26 protein-coding genes and 3 tRNA genes are annotated in these 26,475 nt (G+C 44.8%); 13 read left to right on the top strand and 16 right to left on the bottom strand.

Annotation, left to right across the window (positions count from 1 at the left end; translation table 11 throughout):
- Positions 1–39: 39 nt before the first annotated feature.
- A tRNA-Asn gene (locus HAT2_RS00655) sits at positions 40–112 on the top strand.
- A gap of 6 nt (positions 113–118) precedes the next feature.
- Complete coding sequence (gene recD2, locus HAT2_RS00650) at positions 119–2,329, top strand: SF1B family DNA helicase RecD2 (RefSeq protein WP_181860271.1); 2,211 nt, start codon at positions 119–121, stop codon at positions 2,327–2,329.
- On the opposite strand, the gene HAT2_RS00645 is transcribed toward recD2, so the two are convergent.
- From HAT2_RS00645 to gnd, 4 genes are read right to left on the bottom strand one after another with little or no spacing between them, the layout of a single operon-like run.
- The gene (locus tag HAT2_RS00645; RefSeq protein WP_114544115.1) at positions 2,287–2,979 is read right to left on the bottom strand and encodes a (d)CMP kinase; all 693 of its coding nucleotides are present in this window, start codon (positions 2,977–2,979) and stop codon (positions 2,287–2,289) included. The two genes, recD2 and HAT2_RS00645, sit on opposite strands and share 43 nt — an antisense overlap.
- Positions 2,970–3,788 (bottom strand): phosphatidate cytidylyltransferase, encoded by an 819-nt coding sequence (locus tag HAT2_RS00640; protein WP_114544114.1) that lies wholly within the window; start codon positions 3,786–3,788, stop codon positions 2,970–2,972. The genes HAT2_RS00645 and HAT2_RS00640 overlap by 10 nt, the downstream gene beginning before the upstream one ends.
- Positions 3,789–5,588, bottom strand: a complete 1,800-nt coding sequence (gene lepA, locus HAT2_RS00635) for a translation elongation factor 4 (protein WP_114544147.1) — start codon at positions 5,586–5,588, stop codon at positions 3,789–3,791.
- Between the two features lie 12 nt (positions 5,589–5,600).
- On the bottom strand, positions 5,601–7,031 hold the full coding sequence (gene gnd, locus HAT2_RS00630; protein ID WP_114544113.1) for a decarboxylating NADP(+)-dependent phosphogluconate dehydrogenase: 1,431 nt from the start codon (positions 7,029–7,031) through the stop codon (positions 5,601–5,603).
- A 122-nt stretch (positions 7,032–7,153) separates the two neighbouring features.
- On the opposite strand from gnd, the gene HAT2_RS00625 reads away from it, so the two are divergent.
- A tRNA-Arg gene (locus HAT2_RS00625) sits at positions 7,154–7,227 on the top strand.
- 8 nt (positions 7,228–7,235) lie between these two features.
- Here HAT2_RS00625 and dnaA read toward each other — a convergent pair.
- From dnaA to HAT2_RS00610, 3 genes are read right to left on the bottom strand one after another with little or no spacing between them, the layout of a single operon-like run.
- Complete coding sequence (gene dnaA / locus HAT2_RS00620) at positions 7,236–8,615, bottom strand: chromosomal replication initiator protein DnaA (protein ID WP_245932336.1); 1,380 nt, start codon at positions 8,613–8,615, stop codon at positions 7,236–7,238.
- A gap of 33 nt (positions 8,616–8,648) precedes the next feature.
- Positions 8,649–9,089 carry a tetratricopeptide repeat protein gene (locus HAT2_RS00615; protein ID WP_114544112.1) on the bottom strand — a complete coding sequence of 147 codons (441 nt, stop codon included), beginning with the start codon at positions 9,087–9,089 and terminating at the stop codon, positions 8,649–8,651.
- Between the two features lie 2 nt (positions 9,090–9,091).
- On the bottom strand, positions 9,092–9,601 hold the full coding sequence (locus HAT2_RS00610) for a hypothetical protein (protein ID WP_114544111.1): 510 nt from the start codon (positions 9,599–9,601) through the stop codon (positions 9,092–9,094).
- Positions 9,602–9,758: 157 nt separating this feature from the next.
- Here HAT2_RS00610 and rsmH point away from each other — a divergent pair, with 157 nt between their 5' ends.
- From rsmH to HAT2_RS00590, 4 genes are read left to right on the top strand one after another with little or no spacing between them, the layout of a single operon-like run.
- Entirely contained in the window at positions 9,759–10,658 is a 900-nt protein-coding gene (rsmH, locus tag HAT2_RS00605) for a 16S rRNA (cytosine(1402)-N(4))-methyltransferase RsmH (protein ID WP_181860270.1), read from the top strand.
- Between the two features lie 30 nt (positions 10,659–10,688).
- The gene (locus HAT2_RS00600) at positions 10,689–11,465 is read left to right on the top strand and encodes a diadenylate cyclase (protein ID WP_114544109.1); all 777 of its coding nucleotides are present in this window, start codon (positions 10,689–10,691) and stop codon (positions 11,463–11,465) included.
- Positions 11,466–11,477: 12 nt separating this feature from the next.
- Positions 11,478–12,632, top strand: a complete 1,155-nt coding sequence (locus HAT2_RS00595) for a YbbR-like domain-containing protein (RefSeq protein WP_114544108.1) — start codon at positions 11,478–11,480, stop codon at positions 12,630–12,632.
- The gene (locus HAT2_RS00590; RefSeq protein WP_114544107.1) at positions 12,629–13,345 is read left to right on the top strand and encodes an RsmE family RNA methyltransferase; all 717 of its coding nucleotides are present in this window, start codon (positions 12,629–12,631) and stop codon (positions 13,343–13,345) included. Before HAT2_RS00595 ends, HAT2_RS00590 begins: the two co-directional genes overlap by 4 nt.
- Here HAT2_RS00590 and HAT2_RS00585 read toward each other — a convergent pair.
- A tRNA-Ser gene (locus HAT2_RS00585) sits at positions 13,311–13,397 on the bottom strand. The genes HAT2_RS00590 and HAT2_RS00585 overlap by 35 nt on opposite strands.
- 73 nt (positions 13,398–13,470) lie before the next feature.
- On the opposite strand from HAT2_RS00585, the gene dnaB reads away from it, so the two are divergent.
- Positions 13,471–15,339 carry a replicative DNA helicase gene (gene dnaB, locus HAT2_RS00580; protein WP_114544106.1) on the top strand — a complete coding sequence of 623 codons (1,869 nt, stop codon included), beginning with the start codon at positions 13,471–13,473 and terminating at the stop codon, positions 15,337–15,339.
- Positions 15,340–15,430: 91 nt separating this feature from the next.
- The gene (locus HAT2_RS03990) at positions 15,431–15,526 is read left to right on the top strand and encodes an AURKAIP1/COX24 domain-containing protein (RefSeq protein ID WP_108623965.1); all 96 of its coding nucleotides are present in this window, start codon (positions 15,431–15,433) and stop codon (positions 15,524–15,526) included.
- 22 nt (positions 15,527–15,548) lie between these two features.
- Here the strand turns inward: HAT2_RS03990 and HAT2_RS00570 are convergent, their stop codons facing one another.
- Entirely contained in the window at positions 15,549–16,334 is a 786-nt protein-coding gene (locus HAT2_RS00570; protein WP_114544105.1) for a TatD family hydrolase, read from the bottom strand.
- A gap of 9 nt (positions 16,335–16,343) precedes the next feature.
- Positions 16,344–17,369, bottom strand: a complete 1,026-nt coding sequence (locus tag HAT2_RS00565) for a hypothetical protein (RefSeq protein WP_114544104.1) — start codon at positions 17,367–17,369, stop codon at positions 16,344–16,346.
- 226 nt (positions 17,370–17,595) lie between these two features.
- Here HAT2_RS00565 and HAT2_RS00560 point away from each other — a divergent pair, with 226 nt between their 5' ends.
- Entirely contained in the window at positions 17,596–18,156 is a 561-nt protein-coding gene (locus tag HAT2_RS00560) for a hypothetical protein (RefSeq protein ID WP_147267449.1), read from the top strand.
- Positions 18,157–18,346: 190 nt separating this feature from the next.
- Positions 18,347–19,837, top strand: a complete 1,491-nt coding sequence (locus HAT2_RS00555; RefSeq protein ID WP_114544102.1) for a LysM peptidoglycan-binding domain-containing protein — start codon at positions 18,347–18,349, stop codon at positions 19,835–19,837.
- On the opposite strand, the gene HAT2_RS00550 is transcribed toward HAT2_RS00555, so the two are convergent.
- Entirely contained in the window at positions 19,826–20,347 is a 522-nt protein-coding gene (locus tag HAT2_RS00550; RefSeq protein ID WP_114544101.1) for a CDP-alcohol phosphatidyltransferase family protein, read from the bottom strand. The genes HAT2_RS00555 and HAT2_RS00550 overlap by 12 nt on opposite strands.
- Before the next feature lie 8 nt (positions 20,348–20,355).
- Positions 20,356–21,735 carry a transcription termination factor Rho gene (rho, locus tag HAT2_RS00545; RefSeq protein ID WP_114544145.1) on the bottom strand — a complete coding sequence of 460 codons (1,380 nt, stop codon included), beginning with the start codon at positions 21,733–21,735 and terminating at the stop codon, positions 20,356–20,358.
- A gap of 653 nt (positions 21,736–22,388) precedes the next feature.
- On the opposite strand from rho, the gene HAT2_RS03810 reads away from it, so the two are divergent.
- Positions 22,389–22,526: a hypothetical protein gene (locus HAT2_RS03810; RefSeq protein WP_181860267.1), complete on the top strand. Its 138-nt coding sequence runs from the start codon at positions 22,389–22,391 to the stop codon at positions 22,524–22,526.
- Between the two features lie 24 nt (positions 22,527–22,550).
- On the opposite strand, the gene HAT2_RS00535 is transcribed toward HAT2_RS03810, so the two are convergent.
- Both HAT2_RS00535 and HAT2_RS00530 read right to left on the bottom strand, forming a co-directional pair.
- Positions 22,551–23,390, bottom strand: a complete 840-nt coding sequence (locus HAT2_RS00535; protein WP_147267448.1) for a 5'-3' exonuclease — start codon at positions 23,388–23,390, stop codon at positions 22,551–22,553.
- Positions 23,387–24,361, bottom strand: a complete 975-nt coding sequence (locus tag HAT2_RS00530; protein WP_114544098.1) for a S49 family peptidase — start codon at positions 24,359–24,361, stop codon at positions 23,387–23,389. Before HAT2_RS00530 ends, HAT2_RS00535 begins: the two co-directional genes overlap by 4 nt.
- Positions 24,362–24,395: 34 nt before the next feature.
- Between HAT2_RS00530 and HAT2_RS00525 the strand changes: the two genes are divergently transcribed.
- The gene (locus HAT2_RS00525) at positions 24,396–25,208 is read left to right on the top strand and encodes a hypothetical protein (RefSeq protein WP_114544097.1); all 813 of its coding nucleotides are present in this window, start codon (positions 24,396–24,398) and stop codon (positions 25,206–25,208) included.
- On the opposite strand, the gene obgE is transcribed toward HAT2_RS00525, so the two are convergent.
- Entirely contained in the window at positions 25,180–26,199 is a 1,020-nt protein-coding gene (gene obgE / locus HAT2_RS00520; RefSeq protein WP_114544096.1) for a GTPase ObgE, read from the bottom strand. The genes HAT2_RS00525 and obgE overlap by 29 nt on opposite strands.
- Before the next feature lie 11 nt (positions 26,200–26,210).
- Entirely contained in the window at positions 26,211–26,474 is a 264-nt protein-coding gene (gene rpmA, locus HAT2_RS00515; RefSeq protein WP_114544095.1) for a 50S ribosomal protein L27, read from the bottom strand.
- Between the last annotated feature and the right edge of the window lies 1 nt (position 26,475).

The following is a 26,475-nucleotide window of genomic DNA, read 5'->3' as shown; positions in this document are numbered from 1 at the left end:
TTCGGGGTGCGAACTTAGAATTCGCACCTGGACTTTTGTTCCGGATTAGCTCAGTTGGTAGAGCAGTGGACTGTTAATCCATTTGTCGCAAGTTCGAGTCTTGCATCCGGAGTGTCTCGTGTCCTTTTCCGAAAAGTCTGATGAGACCTGTCTTTCGGGAATCGTTGTTCGAGTGACGTATGATGATCCCAAAGGGCTTTTTTCTGTCGTTAGACTTCGCCTGGATGACCAATCGGTCATTACTCTCGTTGGATCCCTCTCAGGTCTTAGCATAGGACAGCGTGTTTCCTGTCAAGGTCAGTGGAAGCGTTCTGCTTCCTATGGAGATCAGTTTGCTGTTACCTCGTTCTTTATGGATGTGCCAACAGAAAACCTAGAAGAAATGATCCATTATTTGGGCTCAGGCAATCTTCCTGGTATTGGCCCTGTTTTAGCTGCCAAGATCGTTGAGAAATTTGGGAAGGAGACCCCTTTTATCCTTGATCATCGACCGGATCAATTAAGTATCATCCGGGGTATCACCCCTCAAAAAGCAGAACAGATCCACCAGGCTTGGAAGAAACAAAGAGATTTGTGCAATCTGATGGTTTTTTGCCAAAAGATTGGTTTATCGACACGACATACGAAGAAGATTCATGATAAGTGGGGTCTCCGCTCAGAAGAGGTCATCCGAGGTAATCCCTATATTTTGGTGCGAGAGATTTGGGGATTTGGATTCAAGAGAGCAGATCAAGTGGCCCAACATTTAGGCTTAGCACAAGACGCCCCTGTTAGGATCCAAGCTGCCTACGAGGCGATTATCTCTCAGAGTCATCAAGAGGGTCATACTTGTCTTCCTAAAGGGCATCTTTTAGAAGAAGCCCAGAGGCTTCTCCAACTAAATGAAAGAAGCGCCCTAGAAAAATATTTAGAACATCTTTTGAACGAGGGCCGTCTATTACAAGACTTAAAAGAGGGGTCTCTAGGCAAAGAGCCCTTTATTTGGAGTGCTCTTGCCTATAGAACGGAACAGAACATCGCTTCTCAGCTTGATCGCCTCTTACAATCTCCTTCTCGTATCCCCTCTTTTGATCTTGAAGGTCTTCTGCAGAAGTTATCTGATCAATTAGGCATGACCTTAGCCGACGCCCAAAAAGAGGCGGTTCGCATGACTTATACGCATAAAGTCCATATTTTGACTGGCGGACCTGGAACGGGCAAGAGCACCATCACTCGTTGTCTAGCTTGGATTGGAAAGCAACTTGGACTTGATTTGATCTGCTGTGCACCAACAGGAAAAGCAGCTAAGAGGCTAGGAGAAGCGAGTGGACATCCTTCCAAAACGATTCATCATTTACTGGAATATGACTTCGCATCTCAAACATTCCAAAAAACAGAAAATGCTCCTTTGGAAGCCGATTTGGTTATCGTAGACGAGATGAGCATGGTTGACTCTTTTCTTTTCCACCATCTCCTCAAAGCTATACCTTGTCATGCCCATCTTGTTTTAGTAGGAGACCGAGATCAACTGGCCAGTATTGGTCCAGGCCAAGTTTTGGAAGATTTGATCTCCTCCAGAAGGTTACCGATCTGCACTCTTTCTGTTCTGTTCAGACAATCGGAGCGCTCCGGCATTGTTCAAGCAGCCCATCTGATTCAATCTGGCCGTTCTCCTTTGATACAAGAGAGCCCAGACTTTTCTTTTATTGAAGAGCAAGATGGCCAGCGTATTGTCGAACGCATCTGTTTTGAAGTATACGAGAGACTCCCCCGTCTCTATAAGTTGGATCCTCAAGAAGAGGTTCAAGTACTCTGTCCTATGAGGAAGGGTCCCGTAGGCATTGAGCGTCTCAATACAGCCCTCCAACAGACTTTTCAAAAAGGGCAAGCGGGTAGTTTCTCTGTAGGATCGAGAACTTTCTTTCTAGGAGACAAGTTAATTCAAACCCGAAATAACTATCGTAAGGAAATCTTCAATGGGTCCATCCATTTCTTAAGATATGCGGATCTAGCCAACCAAACATGTGAACTCATCTCCATGGAAGGTAGATCTATAATCTATCGCTTTGATGAGCTTGATCAATTACAGCACGCCTATGCTTTGTCTGTTCACAAGTATCAAGGAAGTGAGGCCGAGTGTATTGTCATGCCTATTCATCCTTCCCATTCCATCATGCTCTTTAGAAGGCTGCTCTATACAGCCATCACACGAGCACGACAATACGTCCTCCTGATTGGTAGCAGAAAACATCTCTGGTATTGCGTGCGCAATCAAGGACAAACAGCACGCTTTACAGGGTTACGTCGTCAACTTGAAGAAAAATGGCCTCCCAGACCACTCCGTATATGATCGAGAATGGCTTGAACTGTCTCCTCTAAAGAGAAATTTGAACTGTCACAGACCCAGCAACCTGCGGGTTGAACCAAAGCTCCAATGGATCGGTGTGCATCGTCCCAATCCCTTTGGGCTAACTTAACTTGAATCTCTTCTAAGGATTGACCAGAAGGCCTTTGTTTAAATCGTCGCCGAGCCCTCTCTTTAAGGGAAGCTGTTAGAAAGATTTTGAGATCAGCATTGGGAAAAACAACAGAACCCATGTCTCGCCCTTCAAAAAAGAAATAGGGAGTTTCAAAGGAAAGGTCTCTCAAAGAAGAATTGATGAAGTCCCTCACACAAAGTTGGCGAGCAAGAACACCGATTGCAGATTCAATACGTGGCTGATCTTCAGGGAAGGGCAAAGACTCAGAAGAAGATAAACCACAAACCACCTGATGTCGGCAAGGCTTCCATTGCAATTGCCCCTTTTCAAGCAGGCAAGGAAAAAAAGAAACCAAATCCTCTTCTGTTCCATCCCATCCCTTTTGCAGAGCTGTCCAAGTCAGAAGTCGATAGGCCTGTCCAGAGTTTAACCAAAGTCCTCCTAAAGCTTCGGTACAGAGTCGTGTGATTTCACTCTTTCCACTTCCCCCAGGACCATCTAAAGTAATGACTAAAGACATGCTAAGGCGTAGATCAAAGGACAGACCATCAAGACAGAGTCGAGCATGTCAAGGATTCCTCCCATACCGGAAAAGGAACCGCTACTCCTCACACCACAAGATCTCTTGAAAGAAGACTCGATCAAATCACCAAACTGCGCAAAGAGAGCAACTCCAGGAGCACAAAACGTCAGCACAGATCCACTCCAAGGCGGGGTAGTGAAGAGACAAAGGAAGAGCGCTAACACTGTCGCGAAAACCATACCCCCTACAACACCCACCACCGTCTTATTAGGACTAACTCGAGGAGCTATAAGTTGCTTCCCAAAATGCTTCCCTGAGAAGTAGGCACCCGTATCTGAACCCTTAGCAACCAACAGTAGATAAAGCACCCACCAACGCCCATGGGGGAGCTTGTCCTCTAACAATTGCTCGAAGAGAGCGATCGGAAAATGAACGTAGAGAAAGATCAAAAGGGAAGACGAAAGACGGATAAAGGCAGAAAAGGGGTCGAAAAAGATCAAAACAGAAATCAAAGAAATCGCAGACAAAAGGGCTAGAGAAAGAGAAGGTAAGAAGTCGACACAAACAAAGAAAAAGATACTGAGGAGAAGGTGAAAGGATGGATGAATCAGGTCCTTGTACACAATCTGCGTCATTCTTACTAGCTCATATGTCGCCCCCCAGGCAAGCAAACGGATCCCGAAACGACAGACCAAACTTCCCAGGGCATAACCAGACATCCAGAAAAGAAAGGCCGCTAGCGAAGCCCCAACTAATCCAGAAAAAACACGTGCTCGTAACTCTCCCCATTCTACTCGTACTCGCACTTATTCCTCCGACTTCAATACTTCCAAGAAAGCCTTCTGAGGAACGGAAACCTTTCCCATTTGCTTCATTCTTTTCTTCCCTTCCTTCTGCTTGTCCCAAAGCTTACGCTTCCTCGTAATATCACCCCCATAGCATTTGGCTGTTACATCTTTAGCCAAAGCTGAAATCGTTTCTCGAGCCAAGATCTTGCCACCAACAGAAGCTTGGATCGGGATCTTGAAGAGATGCCGAGGAATGACACCCACTAATTTTTTACAAAGATACCTCCCTTTACGCTCTGCTTTAGATCGGTGAATTAAACAAGAAAAAGCATCTACGACTTCTCCGTTAATCCGTACCTCTAGCTTCACGATATCAGAAACACGATATCCAATTGGCTCATAATCGAACGAAGCATAACCCTTTGACAAAGACTTTAATTGGTCACCAAACTCAACAACAATCTCATTTAATGGAAACGCATACGTTAAAATAAGACGAGATGAGTCTAAGGTCTCAGTAGCTTGCAATTCTCCTCTCTTTTCAATACCCAACTGCATCACAGCACCTAGGTAGTCTGCTGGGACAAACAAACGTGCAGAAACCCAAGGTTCTTCTACCTTTACAATGGTGACAGGATCTGGATAGAAGGTAGGATTATCTACCTCAACTTGCCTATTCCCAATCAAAGAAAAACGATACAGAACACCGGGGGATGTCGAGATGATGTCTAAATCAAATTCTCTCTGTAACCTTTCGACAATAATTTCAAAGTGAAGAAGGCCAAGAAAACCGCACCGAAAACCTGAGCCAAGAGCGTGACTCGTTTCTGGGTCTACAGAAAGAGCAGAATCACTGAGCTGTAACTTGCCTAGGGCTTCTCGTAAGTTCAAATAGTCATCTGTAGTCGAAGGATAAATACCAGCAAATACAGTCGGCTTAATAACACGAAAACCTGGAAGACCCTCTTTGACAGAGGTTTTTATGTGAACAATCGTATCCCCTACTTGAACATCTTTCACTTGCTTGATATTGCCACATACATATCCCACCTCTCCTACGCACAGAGCATCAAGAGGGTGTTCTTTTGGACAAAAAACTCCTACCTCTGTTACTTCGAAGGTTTTTCCAGATGAAAGAAAAACAATTTTGTCTCCTTTAGCAATCGACCCAGATATCAGCCGCACATACACTAAAACACCACGATAAGAGTCGTAATGGGAGTCGAAAACAAGAGCTCTTAATTCTTCATCCTCCGGATCTCTAGGTGGTGGAACCTGTGTGACAAGAGCCTCCAAGATTTCCTCTACTCCTTCACCGGTCTTGGCCGAACAAAGAAAAACATCCGTTAAACATCCCAAAATCTCTTGAATTTCTCGCGTGACCCGGTCTGGATCAGCAGCAGGTAAATCAATTTTGTTAAGAACCGGAAGAATCGTTAGCCCCCGCTCTACAGCTAGAAAAAGATTGGCAAGCGTTTGCGCCTGCACACCCTGCGTTGCATCTACAACAAGAAGGGCTCCCTCACATGCCGCCAAGGATCTAGAAACCTCGTAAGAAAAATCGACATGTCCTGGAGTATCGAGCAAATTCAACTGATACTCTTCCCCCATAAAGGTATAGCGCATCGTTACCAAATGCGCCTTGATCGTGATCCCCCGTTCTCTCTCTAGTTCCATCCCATCTAAGACCTGAGGAACGAGCTCACGAGCAGAAAGAGTACCCGTTTTTTCCAACAAACGATCAGCCAAACTCGATTTTCCATGGTCGATATGGGCAATGATGGAGAAATTACGAATACGTTTCCAAAGCTTTTGCATCAATTGACTCACTTAAGACGATCTGTTCCAATCTGCGTGACAAGATTGACCATGAGGCTGTTCCACACGAGTGTAACCGTGTGACCCAAAAAAATCACGAATGCCTTGAATGAAATTTGCCGGCAGCACACTCGCTCGGAGACCATCGTAAAGGGCCAAAGAACTGCTCATGCAAGGCAAAGGGATCCCTAAGGACACCCCTAATCCTACCACTTTTCTCCAACCCGCAAGACCCCCTTCTATTCGCCCTAAGAAGGGATCGGAGAATACAGAAGCTTGATGATTCTTCCCGAAGACTTCTTGCATCTCAGCAAGAATGCGGCTACGTATAATACAACCCGATTTCCATACTCCGGCAACCGTTGCAGGGAGCACGCCCCAATTATGCAATTCAGAAGCACGAACAATCAATAGGAAGCCCTGTCCAAAAGCGAAGAGTTTGCAAACCTCAAGCGCTTGAGCCAAATCGAGTGAGTCTCGCTCACTCCAGGATTGCTTAGCAAAAGGCTCCTTCTCCCGACTCCTGGATTGAAAAAGAGTACGCAAATCCTTTTCCATAGAAAGGAATCGTGCTGCGACGGCTTCATAAAAAGCTGGTACAGGCACACCTAATTCGAGGCTGTCAGAAGTAGACCAACGCCCTGTCCCCTTTTGAGAAGCTTCATCCAAAATTTCATCGACCAAACACTCTTTCCTCTCTCCGTGATGACGAAGAACACGAATGGAAGCGTCCAATAAAAAACCACCCCAGGAGGCAGATTGCCAATGAGAAAAAATCGAAGCAATTTCTGAGCAATTCAAACCAAAACCTCGACGCAAAAGATCGTATGCTTCGGCAAGAAGTTGCATTTCTACGTATTCGATGCCATTATGCACCATCTTGACATAGTGCCCGCTGCCTCCCGATCCAATCCAGCGACAACAAGCATGGCCTTCTTCATCACGAGCTGCGACAGAAGCCAAAAGAGATTCAACACGTTGTCGAGAGGCTTCTGCCCCACTTGGCATCATAGCTGGTCCATGTCGTGCACCTTCCTCTCCACCGGAAATACCGCATCCAACATAAAGGATATTCTTTTCCACGAGGGCCTGCATTCTTCTCTCTGTATCGAGAAAGTGACTGTTCCCTCCATCAACGATTAAGTCTCCCTCCTCCAACAAAGGAACAAGTTGTTCCAATATTTTATCCAGAGCAGAACCTGCTGAAACCATGAGAAGAATATTTCGAGGCCTTCGTAGTTTTTTGACAAAATCTTCTAAAGATCGAGCCAGTTGCAAAGGATAGCGATCTTTATACTTTGCAAAAAAGTTCTCCGCTTTGGAAGTTGTTCTGTTGTAGACTACTACCCGATACTGATGATCAGCGAAATTGAGAGCCAAACTGGCCCCCATTGTCCCTAATCCCACGATCCCAAGATCTGACTCTTCTTGATGATCAGGCACTTCAATCCTCCTTAATGCCGTTTTCAAATGGGTACTTTAGAAGGGTGTTGCATAGAAAAGAACCCCCTTCTTGGGAAAATGCAGGGAAGCAGGCTTCGCAATCAAGAGGATAAATGATTTAGGCCCTCGTAGCTCAGTAGGATAGAGCGGTCGCCTCCTAAGCGACAGGTCGCGCGTTCGAGTCGCGCCGAGAGCAAGAAAGAGCTAATGGATAACAGCCTTAGCACGAATGGCTGCGCGGACCGTCTCTACCTTAACAAACAGCTCCTTGTCGTTAGGCAGCTTTCTCTCTATCGTTCTGTATGCATGTAAGATCGTGGAATGCGTCTTTTGAAAAGCCAACCCAAGGGCCATCAAAGGGCCTCGGACCCATTCACGAGCAAGAAACATAGCTACTTGCCTAGCAAGAGACACGTCTTTTATTCTCTTTGTGCTTCTGATATCTGTAATTTTGACGCCAAAATGGTTGCTAACCAGTTCGATAATCTCCTCTGCAGTAATGCGGTACTGTTCCTTTTGAGAAGACCCTAGAAGTTCACCTAAATTTTGCATAGCCAACTCTTCCGTTACAGGAAGGCTAAGCAAGCGACTTTGTGCACACAATTTGTTGACGATACCTTCAATTTGTCGCACATTAGACTGAAGGTGTTGAGCCAAAAGAAAGGCTGTTTTCTGCTCCAGGTCTAACCCGCGCAACTCCGCCTTGTGCTGTAGAATAGCCACACGTGTTTCAAGATCTGGCATGCCTAACTGGGCGACTAGTCCCCATTCCATACGCGCAACCATTCTTTCTGAAAGCTTAAGATCAGAAGGCGACTTATCACTTGTAATCACAATTTGTCTGGATTGATTAATCAGAGCCTCGAACATCGTGCAAAATTCGTTTTCAAAGTTCATCCTTTCCTGAAGGAACTGGATATCATCTACAAGCAGAACATCTAAATTGCGATAAGTCTTTTTTAAACGATCTACAGTCTTGTTACGTAAGCTATCTACGAGAGCATTCACAAACTCTTCGGCAGTCAAACATTGTACACGAATTTTTCGATGCGTTGCTAAGAGATGGTGTCCAATAGCATGAAGTAAGTGCGTTTTCCCCAATCCAACAGACCCATGAATAAAAAAAGGATTGTAAACCCTACCGGGTCGTGAAGCGACACCAAAAGCAGCCGATTTCGCAAACTGATTACAGGTGCCTTCAATGAAAGAGTCAAAGGTGTACGATCGATTCAGCTTCATCCCACCCGACTGATCCGAAGACGCAGAAGAGGCTGCCGAACGCGCTTGTACATCATTCGGTTCAGGCAAGGGAAGATCAGCAATAACAAACCGAATCGAAGGTTTACCATCTGAGCGCACAGGAAGGAAAGAACGCAAGTCTTCGCCAAAATTAGAGAGTAAATACTCCTGCACGAAAACGTTAGGCACTTGAAGAACACACTCGTCCTCCTCAACGCCCAAACAGACAATCGGATCGATCCAATTTTGAAAAGCCGTTAGAGAGGAACGCGAACGTGCAAATTCCAAAAATTGATCCCAAGCAGTCAAGGATGGACATATCGGCTCTCTATCCAGTAAAGCCACCTGAGCGCCCCCTTTTTCGTCTTGAGGTCCTCATTATACAGCAAGCTGTTCTCGCCAGCCCGACACCAAAGCTTCTGCTGCTCCAGCGATCTGCGGCAGCTGACTGTTCCGTAACTCCTCTGCAGCCTCTAACCCCTCTTCAATTTTGTTAAGGGAGAAAAGGCAATAGAGACGATTAAGACGGACTGTCCAATCCTCTGCATCAAATTGTAAAGCACGATCAAGGTATCTTAAAGCACGCCTATATTTGCCTAACTCTAGATAAAGAGCACCTAGAGTCTTAAAATCATATACTTCTTGTTTAGAAGGCATTTCCTGAGATTGAAAAATAACGAGAGCTTCAAAGAACGATTTTGCTATTTCATATTTCCCCTGTCGAATGTAGAAGTAACCAGTGAAACGCAAATCTTGAATTTGCTCATCGGAAAAACCTAGAAGGTCACGCCACACAATCTCCTTGTCTCCGTCCTTCATTTTTAGGCTCCTTGAAATCTAGCTCGGTTACAAATGGCACTCACACACCATTTTACAAGAGCCAATACCCTTTCCACAAAAGAACACAAGCTTTGCAACTGTCTTTTCCTCAAGCTCGAGGTTGGTAAGTAACTCGATAAGACGTCGCTCATCTCTGACCATTCGTCTTCATCTAGGCTCATCATTTTGTATTGATATGCCCAACTGGCCGGGAAATAACGCCATCCTACAGGAGCAACGTAATGTGCAACCGAAGGCTTGCGGAGAGGATGTTGATAATGGGACATATCCAGCCTTTCCGAGAACCGGGATTGACCAACTGTCGCAGAAACAAGGCCCGCCTCACGAAAACGATCATCTCCCAACCAAGGGGTAGAAACGCTCACTCTAGCATGATGCTGAACAATCCGAGCTTCGTGGTGTGCAGACCAAACAGATTCCAACAAAGATTGAAGACGAGCGTATTTCTGCGACTCGTCTCTTCCAAAGTCGGCAATAGTCACCTTGCGCATGATCTACCTCTCTTCTTTCTTATCCCACTGGATTATCTGAGTCGCTCTTTTTTTGAGAAAAGAGTAAAAACTCTTCCGAAGGGAAATGCATTTAGAGCTTTTCACTGGTTCCCAAAAGTATCTAAAGTTAAAATCGGGAAACAACCGGTGCCCCTACGTGCAACAATTACATATTCCTGTTCTCTCCGAGGTCCTCTCTTCTTTTCTGCCTCAGGATCGTCCTTTTTCCTATTTGGACTGTACTGTTGGCTGTGGGGGACACGCTCGACACATCCTTCGGACATCTTCTGTTCGCCATTTTGTTGGTGTCGACAGGGATCCCTCTGCCTTGGAGCAAGCACAGCGGGCGCTTTATTCAGACCTTCCTGAATTGTATTCTTTTATCCATTCCGATTTTGCTTCTTTTTCCGAGCAAGCTGTGAAAAAAGGACAAAGTTTTGACTTCCTTCTTCTCGACTTAGGAATGAGTTCTTTGCAGTTGGATCACCCAGAAAGAGGATTTTCCTATCGTTTTCGTAATGCTCCCCTCGACATGCGCATGAACCCTCATGATCCTCTATCTGCCCTGTCTATCTTACAATCCTACTCTGAACGAGAACTTTCGGATCTCTTCTTCAGAGGAGAAGTTCCTCGATCACGTCAACTAGCCCGTGCCCTCTGTATCTATCGAAAAAAGAAACCTATTGAAACTGTAGAGCATCTACTTGAAGCTGTTCACCCTGTCCTCAAAAAGAATCGAAGCCTTCATCCGGCCACGCTTCTTTTTCAAGCCTTACGCATGGAGGTCAATAGCGAACTAGATCAATTGCAGAGCACACTTTCTCTTTTGCCCCAACTTTTGTCTCCGGAAGGAGTTGCCGCCATCCTTTCCTTTCACAGTTTGGAAGATCGAATGGTTAAACATTCTTTGAAAAATCAGCAACAAAAAGGAGACCTCGCCATTCTAACAAAGAAACCTCTTGGCGCCTCTTCTGAAGAAAAGAGAAAAAACAAGAGGAGCCGATCCGCTAAATTACGGGTAGCTTGTCGTCTCCTCCACACTAAACCGCTTCCTTGATATCTGTACCTTCATTTTAAGGGGAAAGTTTTGCCTTGGATTGTCTTATTGCCATCTGATTGGGCCGTTCGCCTCCTCTCCGTCTGTGAAATTTCCATTTCGGCTTTAATTATCGACTATTTTTTATCTTTTTTTTGGGCGACACGGGTCATGAACGCCCTGCTCCTTCTTTCTGTTTTATGGTGTGCCTCTACTTGTACCCATCACCTAGATTTAACGGCACTGTCTCAAGTGACATGGGCTGCTTTCTCCATTTGTCTCCTTGCTGTTCCCTCTCTCTTTCAGCCCGAACTCCGCATTGCGCTAGTCACTTTTGGAAGTAAAAAAAGAAAAGATCTCGATCTAGAAGAACTAGAATCTTTTTTGGATCAATTGACACAGTCTGTTTTTCGGATGGCCAATCACAGAGTAGGAGGATTGATCATCATCGAAGACGAAGATTCACAAGAGAGAATTTCCTCACAGTTAGTCGTTTTACAAGCTAAGTTTTCCCAAGAGCTTTTGGAAACAATTTTTACCTTTGGAACTCCTTTACATGACGGGGCCGTCATCATTAGAGGATTAACGATTTTCGCAGCTGCCGCTATCCTACCTCTTGCCAATGATCCGAATAACCCGCTTTTGAAGTCGATGGGAACACGCCACCGAGCTGGCATGGGAGTCAGTCAGCAAACGGATGCTCTCGTGATTGTGATCTCCGAAGAACATGGTCGAGTCTCTCTCCTGAAGAATGGGCAAATGACAAGTGGTGTAAAACCAGATCGGTTTCGCTCTATTGTCAGAAGCACCCTATCTGCAGTTAGCTAGGAAACGGTTTCCGTGAAAGAGCGTCCTCTCCCTCCTAGCGTTCAAAAAAATTGGAAGAGACACTTATTTTCTTGTTTGATCGCTCTTTTTTGGTGGTGGAAAGTCCATCTTCTAACAGAGATCAACCAAATTTTTCTCGATGTCCCTGTATTCGTCAAAAACATCCCAAATGGATTCTATCTTTGTCATAGGAATAGCCGTGTCACACCTAGCACCAATCTCGTTTTGAGAGGGAAAAGAAATAGACTTGACCAGATCAACCCCTCCGACCTGCGTGTCGTACTTGACCTTGCTGAAAAACCAGTTGACTGTCTCTTCCATGTCGTCACATCTAAAGAAATTTATATGAATAACACACCGCTTACAGACTGGAGAGATTTAACAGCAGTAGGAAAACCGCAGGTGCATATCGCTCTGGTTGAAAAAACACAACAAACAGCGCCTGTGCAAATTATTTTGCCTCATACATGGAAACACCAAGTTTTGGCCTACGCTCCTCAAAGGCTCCAGCAACAAATGCGTGGAACCGAAGATTCTATTCAGAAACAGTTACAAATCGGGTTGTTCTGGCCTATTCCTGAACAAGCCATTGTTCAGGCTTATGAAGAGTTTCTTGCAGGGCCTCTTGATACAGGCATCTGTCTCAAATTGGCCCCTGAGCAAAGATCTGTTTACCTTCCAGCTTTATTTGAAGAGCCCAAAGCAATCACAGACACAAGGTTATCCCAATTACACATTTTTTTCGTTCCAAGACACGATCATCAATACAGTGTTGAATTACCGATAAAATCCTCTCGATCTTCTTCCTCATTGGCACGTTCTCTCTTCTCTTCCACACAAACGATTCCTTTCAAAGGCATTTCACCCCTCTTTCTAAAAACAGCACAAGAGCATCTTTTTTTAGACATGCACTGGCAATCAGAAACATGTCTTTGTCTTTCCTTGGGCATGACAGACTTGCCTCAATGGAAAAGGAATTTCATTGAGAAATATACTCGGCACTTACAAGAGCAAACGGGGCTGGCTCCATCTGAACTCGAAGAAGTCGCTGAACAATTCTTCGCCCACTATCTCGTTCAAATTAAACTAGAACCTTGCTTTGTTGAGCGTGTAGAAAGCCTTTTACAAAAGCGAGCCAGTTTTGCAAAAGTGGTAATTAACCAATGATAAAAAAGCATCTCTTCACTTCGTTCTGCCCTAACATGCCTCTCTCTTCTGGAACGAACTACCAGCTTTCTGAACAAGAATCACACCATGTTGTGCGCGTTCTCCGTAAACGAGCGGGAGAGAAGTTACGTGTGATCAACGGAAAAGGCGATGTGGCTCTCTCAAATTTGATAGAAGCGGATCCCCAAAAGGCGATTCTACGACATGAGGAGATCAAGCACCTCACCTCACCTCCACTTCACCTCTTCATAAACATAGAAAACAAACAACGACTCGAGTGGCTTATTGAAAAAGGAACAGAACTAGGAGTCACAGCTTTTTACATCCACTCCTCTATGAGGCTAACACTTCACCGACTCGAGCAAATCACTATCGCGGCACTCAAACAAAGTCGCAACCCTCTTCTTCCCTCTATCCAATTGATTTCCGACCCAGAATCCAACTTGGACCCGAAGGGATCTGTTCTCTGGTGTGATACAGAAGGGGTCCCTGTCAACACCATTAAGGCACTCCGTCTGCCTATCCAAATCATCGTAGGACCAGAAAATGGTTTTTCATCAGAAGAGAAAAAAAAACTTGAGAGAAGGGGCCAGGCCATTAAACTACATCGTTACCTTCTTCGAACGGAAACAGCTGCTCTAACGGCACTTAGTCAAGTCCAAGCCCACATAGAACAAACGGAAAGAGTGGGATTCGAACCCACGGTACCCTAACGGATACGCATCCTTAGCAGGGATGTGCTTTCGACCACTCAGCCATCTTTCCAAACCCGAGCGAGTGTGCCAGGAAAACCATTTTTCGTGTACCTTCCCTCTCTGATTCATACAGTGTACCCATAATGGAAACTCCACCGAAAGCATCAAAGAAATCGCTCTTCTCAAGAGATGCAGAAAAAATACTTCTTGGTTGTTCATTGTCCAACAACGATATCCTGCATCTTGTAGCTTCCGAGTTAGAGGAAATAGATTTTTTCTTTCCTGAACACCAGTGTCTCCTTCGAGTGTTGAAAGAGTTTTATCTTAATGACAGACCAGTAGATACACAGCTCGTTATAGAAGCTCTAAAAAAGAAAAATTTACTCGCTGATGTCGGTGGCATGGCGATGTTAGCCGATTTGGCCCACCTTTCTGGATTAACACCCTACACAGAAGAGTATATTCGTATCGTAAAGGACAAATCCACATTGCGTAAAATGATTCGCGCAGCTCAAAAAGTGGAAAAAGAGGCTAGAGAGGAACCGGATGATGTGCATTCCGCGTTGGATCGTGCACAACATCTTTTTTTTCAGATCAGCCAAAAAGTTCATGCACGAGACGGTCTAGCACTTTCCGCTTTTCTACAGGGGAAACACCCGTCTTCTCCCCAACCTTTCCTAGAAATATTAGAAAAGCGACAAGGAGATTTTCTCAGTAAAGGACCAGACCATTCTCGCGTAACTGGCCTCCCCACTCAATTCTACGATTTAGATCATATGATCAACGGTCTAAATCCGGCCCATCTGATTATTCTGGCTGGACGACCTGGTATGGGAAAAACAGCACTTGGCCTAAATATGTTAGAAAATGTTTGTTTTCATCAGAAAAAACCTGTTGGTATTTTTTCTTTAGAAATGCCTACAGAACAGCTGATTCACCGTATCATTGCCTCTCAAGCTGAGATTTCTTTAAGTAAAATCCTACAGGGAGATTTGACAGGAGCGGAGTTTCAGCGCATTGTCAGCTGTGTCAAGACCATCGAGAATGCGCAAATGATCATTGATGATCAGCCAAATATCAATATTTCTAACTTGCGCACGCGTGCTCGTCGTATGAAAGAAAAATTCAATATTGAGCTTCTGATGGTCGATTATCTTCAACTTCTTGATGGCCCAAAAACAAGCCGTTATGCAGAAAGCAGACAGAATGAAATATCTGAGATCTCGCGAATGATGAAGAACTTAGCTAGAGAGCTCCATATTCCTCTTCTTTGCCTCGCTCAATTATCTCGTAAAGTTGAAGAGAGACCAGGGCATCGGCCCATCATGAGTGATCTACGAGAGTCGGGCTGCCTAGCAGGAGAGACGCGTATCTCTCTGGAAAACACTACCCTTCCTCTCTGTGACGTGGTCTCGCAAGGGACAAGAACTTGGACATGCCAAACCCCTTTAGACAATCCGTCTCTTACACTCGGAAGAGTGTCGCAACATTGGAACAATGGGAAAAGAGCCTTATTTCTTTTGCAAACAGAGAGTGGACGATCGATTCGCGCCACAGCCAATCATCGTTTTTTACAACAACAAGGGTGGAGCCGACTGGACGCCCTTTCTATTGGAGAACAAGTCGCCTGTATTCGTAAAGGTCAAGAGGTGGTTTGGGATAGGATTCTTCGTATTCAACCTGATGGAGAAGACTTCGTTTTCGACTTAACAGTTACACCATGGCATAACTTCATTGCGAATGATTTCGTCGTACACAACAGCATTGAACAAGATGCAGATATTATTCTTTTTCTGCTGCGCCGTGAGTATTACGACCCAAATGATCGACCAGGATCAGCAGAGGTCATCGTTGCAAAGAACAGGTATGGCATAACTGGACAAGTGGAATTAGCTTATCGTGCTCGACTCGCACAGTTTGCTAATTTATTCCGAGACGAGGCATCCTCACAGCCGGGGGAGACGGGGAAGCACCCTTCACCTAAAAAGTTTCAAGATTTCTCACCGAGTTGACGGCTTCCGGTTTCTAAAAAAAGAAACAAACCGTAGACTAACGGCCGCTTGACTCTTTTTTGCTCAGTTAAGGACAAAGAACAGGACGTCTATGTCATCGGTCAAAAAGAAACGCAGACACAAAATGAATAAGCACAAGCGCAAGAAAAGGCGCAGGCGTGATCGTCATAAGCACAAGTACAAGTAGAGTGTTTTGAGCGAAAAGCCTTCTAGGTGATCTCTTTGAGATCGAAGAGGGCTATCGCGTTTTTTGTTGTGTCCTCAGCGACTTTTTCTACTGTTTCGTCTCTCAGGAGAGCAACAAACTTTGCTATTTCGGGAAGGTATCCGCTTTGGTTCACCCTTCTTCTGTCCGGTTCCGGACTGAGATAGGGTGCATCTGTCTCGAGGACGTAGCTTGAAGGGTCGAGTATCCTGACGCATTCTCTCAGTGCATTTGACCTTTTGAAGGTCACACACCCGCCGATTCCGACGCACCATCCTCTTTTAGTGATTTCTTTGTATTCTTCTATTCCTCCACCAAAGCAGTGGATAACGCCTCGGCGTGCCTGTCGATCTGACAGGTAATGTTGGTCTAAGATCTCCAAAACAAGAGGAAGCGCCTCTCGTGCGTGAACGACAACAGGTAACTGACACAATAAAGCCAATTCGAGATGGAGAATAAAACGCCTTCTCTGTTCTTCCAAAGGTACATCTTGATGGAAGAGATCGAGCCCTGTTTCTCCGACAGCCTTAAGCTTTGCTGTTTTGGCATATTGCTGTACTTCTTCCCAAAAAAGATCGTCCTGTCCGTATACATCGGCTGGATGAAGAGCGGCAACTATTCCGACAGAGGAGTAGCTTTGTTGCAGCTCCATGGCTCGATTCAAGTCCTTTGAAGAAAGACAGATCGTCATCATATAAGCTACTTGAGCCTGTTGTGCTTTCTCGATCCAAGCATGAGCAGGCCATAACTTGTCATGCGTCCAATGAACATGGGTGTCGACAAAAAACATAACGAACCCTCAAGGGAAAACGAGTCCTAGCTGTTCCTGAACGGGGTGAAAACCGATATTCTGAACACACAATTCATGGCGTTCTAAAATAAAAAAGGCAACGACAACCAAGAAAGCCATCATAATCCAGACCCAAGATACGATCCGATGAGAAAATTCTCGAGCGCAAAAAAGACAAAAGGAGACAAGATAAGAAGCCAGGCAGAGGGACCAAACTGTAGAAGGGAAGTAGACTGTTTCCGCAAAAGCCCGTGCAAAGAAAATGGCTCCAATTAAGAAGATCCACCCTGACAGGGCTTGTCCCCACCTTGAAAAGGAATCCCAAACTGTCCCTGAAACAGCTTCCCCCATAAAGATGGACTTAGAAAAGGAAGGCAGCAGCGTCCCTAAACCTAAAACGATGTAAAGAGGCCAGTAGGAGAGAAGGCTTTGGGAGAAGATATCGATCATCAAGCCTTTTGTCATAGGAATTAAGAATAAAAAGACGGAGCCTATTTGCAAAAAGGTCTTAAAAAAAAGAGCAATAAGGCTACCCAGGAGGTCTTTTTCTTTTTCTTGAAATTGGGATCGAGTGTCCGCAAGAAAAAAATACGTGGCACATCCTACGCAAAGGATGCAGACCGTTGAAAAAAAAGCTGCGTGATAAGGTGAGAGGTTCTCCACAACAGCCTTTAGGTTAATGAAGTAAGCCATAAGGTGCATGGAACTTCCTGCAGCTAGGGTAGCCATCAATGTCGTACCGGCTACGACCACTCTTTCTAGGAGGCCCAAAACAAAAAAAGACTGGGAGCAGATTCCCAAGTCAAAAGAAGTAGTCCAAGGTGCTAGTTGAATAAGGAGTCCCAGGACGAGCATACCAAGAAGGAGGCCCAAGTAATGGGAAGAGGGCAAAAAGGAGGAAGAGGGCAAAACGGAAAAAAACTTTCCGAAGAGACCCTCTCGATGGAGGATAGAAGATGTCGTATCTTGACAGACCAATATCCCTGAGAAGAGGGTCGAAAAAGTGACTAAAACTCGAAAGAGTCGACTAAACATATGTTCCCCTAACGAAAAAATTGTCTTGAAGTTTAGCGAGAAGGAGATTAACCCAGTAGGATTCTCCTTTGATTGTTATGATCTTTAAATCGTATCCATGCCAATCAGCAACATGAACATCCATTTTCTTTTTAAAGCCTATTGTCACTTTAGTCCTTTCTCTAAGTGCATCTTTCTGTGCCTATTTGCTTTTCTTCCCCTTAACTTCTTTTTTTTCCTTAGGGGCTTGTTTCACCTCAGGACATGTACGATTAAAGAAGAGGATATGATGCTTTACATTCAGGAAGCTCAAGACCGACCCTTTGATTTATTAAAAAAGGATATTTTGGTTCATCCCATTCTTGAGCCAATTTACGAAGATTTTTATGGCACCTGCCTCCTTCTTATTCAAAAGAATAGTTCCTGCACCAAAGAAGGTGGCTATTTGTCTCATGAAGATCTTGCCCTTGTTGAGCAGAGGGTCTCCTGCTTGATTGAAGAGGTAAAGCATGATCTCTACCAAAGGATTAACTTTTTCCCCTTTGGAATGTGGCTTTCTTTAGGAATGGGCCTTTTTGGTTTTTTGTACACCCTCTCAGTGGATTGGAGCCTAGAACCGCCCCCTCTCCTTTCTACGTATAGCTTCGACCTTGTTTTTCCCCTTCTTGCCCTTCTAAACGGGATGACTTGCTTGAGCTACCACTACTGGCTGCAACGATATGTTTCTCTCACAGTAGAGGGAGCTCATTCTCTCTTCCTGCGAATCAGGCAATCTGTTGAAATTCAGTACAAAAGAGTTACTTCTTAGAGAGGACAGCTCTTCTTGCTCAAAGATAAGGGTGGCTCACAAAAAGTCGACGGATTATAGATGGATGGTTCCTGTTCTTGAAGCTTGAAGGGCGGAGGGAGTCTGTCCTGATTATTCTTAGGAAAGGGATAGGGCTCTGTTACGCTGACCCCTTTTATCCTTATTGCTGCTCTAACTGGAGAAACATTCGATGACTTCCCAAAGGATCCTCCTGTCTGTTCTCTTGAGTACATATTGGATGTCCTGTGCCTCTGTTGAACAGAGACTGTGTAAGCGGACTCCCTTAGTTTTGCAAGCTAGTCAAGAGAGCAACTCAACCAGATCTTTACACCATATTCGTAAGCATCTCCATAGGCTTCTGTCTGCATTAGAACACCTTAAAGAAAAAGTCGAAAAAAAATGTCCTAGTAAGCTTAGCAAGGTCGAAGAAAATATTCGACGTGTTGAGAAGCTTCTTGAAAAAGTACGATCAAAAAATCCCTATATAAATGTAAAAGAACAGGACTTGGATCGAGTCCGTCGCGATATTCAAAACTTAATCGTGGAAGTCAGAACAGAAATCGCTCAAAGGGAAAGACAAAAGAGGGAAAAGGCAGAAGCTGCACCTACTGAGCATGATCTTACCGAAGGGACTACTGCTGGAGAGACACCCCTTCCAACTCCTCCTCAAGACCAAGGCAAAGAGAAAACAGCCTCTGTTCCCTTCGAAGAGGAACTCCAAAGTCTACAGCAGGAGACCTTGTCTCTCCGAGAGAGGTGGCAACCTGTTTTGGAGAAGCTTGAAGAAGTGAAGACCTTCCTATCGAGATGTGGTGCACAAGATCCTTCGCCCTGTATGGTAACGATTCATGAGCAGTTGTGTCGTGATGTTAATACGATCTACCTCAAGTCTCGGGAGTCAATTTACCATATTGGTCTGATTGAAGATGAGATCACATTTTTTCTCTCTAATCCTGGCCATGCCTCCATTGCTGGTTTAGAACGCCTTCGATCCGATATGAATGTAGAGAAAGAGGAGCTTGAAAGAGCCCAAGCAAAACTCGAACAATTTCTTCTTGTTCAGCAAAAGATCCCTCACTATTTCTTTTCAGAAGAGGAAAAAGCAAGAAGAGGAGAAGCTGCCCGACAAGATACAACGAAGCAAGTGGATGGTCTGAAAGATCACGGACTCCCCGAACCCCTCCAACAGGAGCAAATCAATCTCTATCGAGAAGATCTTAAGAACTTTACCTTAAACCTTCAAAAGTGTCGTGATCGTCTTGAAGAACTTCAAGCAGTAAATGTCCAGCTGCCCATGCTGGAACAAGTAAAGGAAGAAATCTCCATAACAGGAGAAGCTTTAAAAGACTTTCGTTCTTGTCTCGAGAAAAGACTGGAAGAGTTTCTTTCCAGCAGTAAAATTGTCTCACCTAAACAGGTCAAACTGTACCGCAAGAGATCTGTTGTTTCTCAAAAATTAGCACGCTTAGCACAAGTTTTTGATTTCTTAGAAAACCAAGAGCACGTGACCTCAGAGTCGGAACAGATACGTGGCATGCATCTAATGGGGAAAGAAGATACTATCTGTTCGATTTCCAAACAGTACGGTATTTCCGTTGAGAGTATTCTTAATGCTAATCCTAAGAAAAGGGAACCTTTTCATGAGGGGGACCTTATTAAGATTCCAGCATCAGGAGAATAAACTACCTAATTCAAAGGCTGTTACGGCAATCAGAAAAGAATGAACAAAAAACCATTCTAGACCGATTGGAACACCGTAGAAAAGAGCGAACATCAGCAGCGCCTGAAAAGCCGTAAGCAACTTTCCCGAAATCATGGATTGCCTAAGAGCAGAGGTTTGTCTTTCCCTAGCAGGAAGAGCTAGCCAGCAAAGCCAATAGAGGAGAAGGGCAAGATCCCGTAAAGGAATGAGAAGAAGATGATGATGTAGTTTTCCAGGTACAGAAGAAGAAAAAGACCAGGCAAGAGCATAGAAAAGAACGCGGTCAGCAACAGGGTCCAAGCAGGCTCCAAGAGCTGAACAAACTTTCCAGCGTCTTGCCAGAAAACCATCTAGTCCATCAGACAAAATAGCGAAGAAAAACAAAAACTTTTTTGTGGAGATAGAGAGGTTCAAACAAAGAACCAACCCCACGCCTAGCCTAAACAAGGTTAAGGTTTGAGGAACAATCCAAAAAGCCCAAAAGAGCATGTTTTATTTTAGTCCTTTAAGGAAAGCAGGAACTCAACGTTGCTGTTTGTCTTACGTAAACGACCTAGCAATAAGTTCATCGCGTCAATGACAGACAACTCTGTTGTAGCCTGTCTAAGAATGTAAATCTTCTCTAACTCACTAGGATGGTAAAGCATCTCTTCTTTACGTGTTCCACTACGTACAATATCGATAGCTGGGTAAATCCTTCGATCCGATAAAGCCTTCTCAAGGCAAAGCTCTGTTGTCCCCGTTCCTTTAAACTCTTCAGCAATGACTTCGTCCATTCTAGACGATGTTTCGACGAGTAAAGTAGCGAAAATAGTCAGGGAGCCCCCTTCTTCAATATTACGAGCTGCTCCAAAAAACCTTTTCGGTTTATGCAAAGCATTAGCGTCAATACCACCAGAAAGAATCTTACCCGAATGGGGCTGAACCGTATTGTAGGCCCGAGTCAAACGAGTTAAGGAATCGAGGAGGATAACAACATCGTGCCCGACTTCAACCAAACGCTTGGCTTTTTCAATCACCATCTCTGCTACCTGAACATGCCTTTCTGGAGTTTCGTCAAAGGTAGAAGCCACAACTTCCCCTTTGACAGTCCGTAACATGTCTGTCACCTCTTCAGGCCTTTCATCAATCAATAAGACCAAAAGAGTAACGTCTGGATGGTTGGTTGCAATAGCACGAGCAATGTTCTGGAGCATAACCGTCTTCCCAGAACGAGGAGGAGCCAAGATAATGCCTCTTTGACCCTTCCCAAGAGGACTGATCAAATCAATGACCCGAGTGGCAAGAACATCTTTCGTCGTTTCCATAACAAGACGCTCGCTTGGATAGCAAGGAGTCAAGTTTTCAAACAGAACACGATCCCTTAACTCTACAGCCGACTTCCCATTAATCTTGTCAATCTGATGAAGGGCAAAATACTTTTCTTTATCCTTAGGAGATCGAACTGTACCAGAAACAGTATCCCCTTTTTTAAGGTCAAAGCGGCGAATCTGCGCAGGAGAAACATAAATATCTTCAGCCGAAGAAAGATAATTGTAATTAGGAGAACGCAAAAAGCCAAACCCGTCCGCCAAAATTTCTAGACCACCTTCGCAAACTAAAATCTCATCCGGGCGTTCACATAACACACGAACACACTCAAACACCATTTGTGACTTGGTTAAAGATCCTGCGAAACGAAAACCAATCTGCTTAGCAAAAGCGTGCAGCCCCTCAACATTCATCCTTTGAAGATCCGCAATACGTGTTACACGCGGTACCCTATCTGAAGGAGAAGAACCCTCCTCCTCAGAAAAAGGAGCTGAACTTTCTTCGGAAGAAATACGAATCAAACGACACCGATCCTCATGTTGATCACGTACATTGCCAGAATACATACGATCAGAAGAACATGTTTGTCCATGACCACCCAAAGAATAAGCCCGATCAGACTTTTGCCTTCTAGGAACGGGTCGACGCTCCCGCCTCTCCCCTGTACTCCTCTCTGAATTGCGCTCTATTCCCTTCTCGACAGACCGAGACCGTGCCAAGCCATTTTCCTTAGAGGATCTTCTCTGAACCGAAGAAGGAGGAGAAACCAACATGGAAGGTGGTACGAGCAAGTTCTCCCTTGAGCGATCATCACAAGCGACCTTTGCTCCCACATTTTGCGAAAGGGCGTCCGAAGAAGACTCTTGATTAACTGATTCCGAATTCATGTAAGTCCCTTAAATGACAGAAAGAGAAGATGAACAACTTCACCAATAGGAAAATGACTTGATCTACAGCAACAAGCGCCCGTCGAGAAAGCGGAGAGACAAATAAGCCCATAACTCCACAAGAAATAACCCAAAGTCTCCCTAAACATGGACAGATGAACCAACCCCAGTGAGAAAGAAACAAGGGAGTACGGACCAAAGGACACCTGCCAGACACACTTTCCGGCATTCTCCACAATCTTGACACGAGACGACTAGAGCAAGGCCCTCATTTTAACTGGATAACCCATTTTCTCCAAAGTAGACTCTACGCAGCAGGGAGATTTTTTTACATGGCAGCGCAAAAGGGAAGCTACCTCATCATCCATGATGATCATTATTTCATTCAGCCGACTGTTCCTTTTATCAAAAAAGCAAGTCAAGCGCTCAAGTCGCATCTACAGTCGATGCTATTTGCCAAGCAAGGCTAAAAAAAGCCCTGCCTCTTCCCGGGGCTAATCAACTGGCATGTTTTTCAACAAAGAAAAAAAACCTTTTTCCTTGAGCCAAGTTTCTAAAGCCCCTTGCTGAACAGGGGAAGACCATGAGAAAGCAGGAAGAGGAATCGAATCAATCAATCGAGTAAAGGCTTCCATGAAAAGAGCCTGCTCACGATACTGCAGCAACAACTGACCCACTCGGCCAACTTGGTGCGAATCTATTGCCGCCTGCAATGTGCCATACTCTCGTAGGAGCGCAACCGCTTTTTTAGGGCCAAGACCAGGAATCCCCGGTAATCCATCTGATGCGTCTCCGACAATAGCCAACCAAGCTGGAATTTGTGTGGGCAAAACACCGTACTCGGCCTGGACACCTGCTTCATTTAGAAAAAGGAATTCTTTTTTGGGTCTAACCACCTGAACACTTGTAGAAACAAGCTGACAAAGGTCTTTATCAAAAGAGAAAACATACGTCTCTTGTTTTCTGTTTCTAACTACGGATCCAATGACGTCATCAGCTTCTTCTCCTTCTAAGGCAAGGCAAGGCAATCCTAAACGAGCACAAAGCTCGGGAACCTCCCCAATTTGAAAATAGAGGTCCGGATCAAGCTCGACTCTCTGCTCCTTGTAAAGCGGATAGAGTCGTCTTCTCCTTCTCTTGTTATCCGGACCATCTAAAACAACCAAGATAGGAGCCCCAAAGAATTCTGTTTTGAGTCGAAAAAGGAAACGCACAAGCCCAAATAGGGCTCCTGTAGGTTCTCCCTTGTCGTTTTTGAGGTAAGGCATCCCAAAGAAAGATCGAAAGAGGATGCCCGAAGCATCCAAAACAAGAGCAGGCCTATTAGTCATCATGCCAAGGCGAACCAAGAAAAAAGAGGAGATGCTAGCCACGATTGCAAAAGATTATCCAATTGGGAAGGGAAAGTATGTACCTTTTCTACCCTAACGACAGCTGCACCAGAAGTGCCATGTAAAAGCTCAATTTGACGCAAACACGCAGCTCGTCCTGAAACCACTCCATCTATTAAACCGAGTTCAAGAGCTTCTTGTGCTAAGAAAACGCGTGCTCCAATGTCATGACGCAATAGATCAACAGAGATAGAACGATGCACTGCAACATGGTTCAGAAAAAGCTCATAAATCTCATTTACAAGATGTTGTCTTCTGTTAACACCAGGTTCCTCTATGGGAAGAAGAAAGTTTAAATCCGTCTTGCCTGTACCAGCACTGATTAATCTTATGTCAACACCAAGGCGTTCCAAGGCTTCCCCGAAAGAAAAACAAGGAGAAATCACACCAATAGAGCCGATTAAAGAAATCGTATGAGCAAAAATTTTATCTGCTACACAACTCGTGAAAAAAGCAGCAGAAGCACACACTCCGTTGACAAAGACATACACAGGAATTTGTTCTCTGTTTTTCCAAACCTCCAAGCAATCAAACAGATCAAACCCTTCTTTTGCAAATCCACCTGGAGAATCGACATGAAGAATGAGAGCAGACACACCTCTCCACTTTTCTCCAGCTAACTGGATCGCGTAATTCAGAGCTCCTTCGATTTCTTTTCGGGAGATATTTTTTCCATTCATTTCCCCACGAATCGAAAGTTCGAGAAAGATAGAAGTATCTAGACTTGGCTCTAAGAAAACTCCATTTGCATTAGAAGAGGTTTGTAGAACGTATTTTCCCCCAGAACCTAAAGGTCCCATTGAAGAGACAGCCATAAGGGCTCCACCTATCAGCAGACATCCCATGCTAAACCCTAAAATCCAACCTATCCCCTTCGAAAAAGAACACCCAAACGATGTAAACCACTCTTTCACAACACCTCCAAATTAGAAAATTAGGAGCCCTATCATGCGCCTATTCTGGATATTGACCTTGACCCTCCTCGGCTACATTTATACAACACAGAATGAGCCCTTCTCTTTTTTCAAATCTCTTCTTCCAAGCCATCGTTCACCTTGTGAGGCTTTCGCGACAACCTTGTCAACACAAGCCCTTTCGGAAAGTCTATACCAGCAATACCCTGAAGCGAGCCTTTTAGACATCAGACAAGAATTTGTACCGTATCTTAAGCTAAGAGCGAATCATATCCAAGAATCCCTATCGGTCGAATCAGGCGTGATCCTCTGGTCTCTCCGTGACGGTGAAATGGTCTTAAATACGAAAACTTGGGGGAAGACACATGGACTTGGTGATTGTCTTCGAGCAAGAGTAAATGCAAAAGAACTTCAATTGCTCCGGTTTGTATCACAGCAAGAACGCCATACAATTGCTCTTTCCCGATTACAGAACATATTTAGGCAACAGGGGGAAAAGCAAACCGAACTTGCTTTAGAAAGCTGTATCGATAAAGGCCTTCTGGTACGGCAAGGCTCTCACGTCATGCTTTACTTCCACAATCCTATATGGCCCTCTCTACCTTATACACAGGAGAACCGCTTAATCGCTTGGACCTCTCTTGAAAGACGACAGACCATCCAAGCTATGTTTCACGCTGAGAATGTTTTGCCTTTTATAGAGCAGCTTTTTGTAGGGAAACAGTTGAGAGTGAGATCATACCAGATCGTATTCTTGCCCATCTACCGCCTCTTGTTTAAGTGGAAAGGAGAAACACAATCGCTCTATCTCAATGGCATCACTGGAGGGACGTACAACCTGGAGTGAAAAGAAAGGACTCCAAACATCTCCTCAACTCTGAGATACCTTCGCCCGTTCGACCTGAAAGAACAAGAGCACATCGAAAACAGACATTCGATCTAAAAAAAGAGACTACAGCACCACGATCCCCCTCAAAACAATCTACCTTGTTGAGGACAAGAAACATCTCTTTCTGAAGAAGAGAGGAATCGTATTCTTTCAATTGCCCAAGCAAGAGTTCAAAGTCTTTCTTCATTTCTGATAACTCTTCTTTCAGCTCAAGAACAAAGAGGAGAGCCTTCACACGACTAATATGGCGTAAAAAACGAATTCCAAGACCCTTGCCCAAATGAGCACCTTCAATAAGACCCGGAATGTCAGCAAGAGTCCATGGACCAAACGGTGTTGACAGTACACCTAAATTTGGAATGAGAGTTGTGAAAGGGTAATCCCCAATGCGGACCGGTAGACCTGTAAGGGCAGAGAACAAAGTGGACTTACCTGCATTGGGAAGTCCGATACATCCCACATCCGCAATAGACCGCAACTCCAGACGAATTTTCCGAACTTCTCCAGGAGCTCCTTCTGTTTTGGACCATGGCGTTTGATTAGAGGAAGAACGGAAGACCAAATTCCCTTTGCCTCCTCGGCCTCCTTTGCAAATGACGATAGGACAAGCAGAAGACATGACATCCCCCAAACGCTCCCCACTATCCTGATCCCAGACAAGCGTACCGAAAGGAACCTCAAGAATGAGATCCCCTCCACTAGGCCCCCGACAGCCATTTGATCCACCTTTCCTACCGTTTTCAGCACGAAGAGAAGGTTTATCTGAAAAAAAATGAAGAGAGTGAAGATGAGGAGAAGCACGAACACAAATACACCCACCGTCTCCTCCGTTTCCTCCTCCAGGTCCTCCCTTGGGTAATCGCTTAGCACGAATCCAAGACACGGACCCGTCACCACCACGACCTGCAATCCACTCCAAATTTTCTATTTCATCAACAAAAAGGACCATGTCTGAACGGACTACTCTTTGGCTACTCCCAGCGACTCAACTTCCAAGACAGTGCTCTTTCGTCTTACAAAACGCACACGACCAGAAACACGAGCAAAAAGCGTGTCATCCGATCCCCTGCCAACATTTCTTCCAGGATGCCATTTCGTTCCACGCTGACGCACCAAAATACTTCCTGCTAAAACGATCTGACCATTACCAACTTTTACGCCCAGATACTTAGGGCGAGAATCTCTTCCATTTCGCGTAGAACCTTGACCTTTTTTGTGAGCCATC

Origin of the sequence: Candidatus Similichlamydia laticola (assembly GCF_003339615.1) — a bacterium.
GTDB lineage: Bacteria > Chlamydiota > Chlamydiia > Chlamydiales > Parilichlamydiaceae > Similichlamydia > Similichlamydia laticola.
This window is presented reverse-complemented; position numbering and strand designations above follow the sequence as displayed.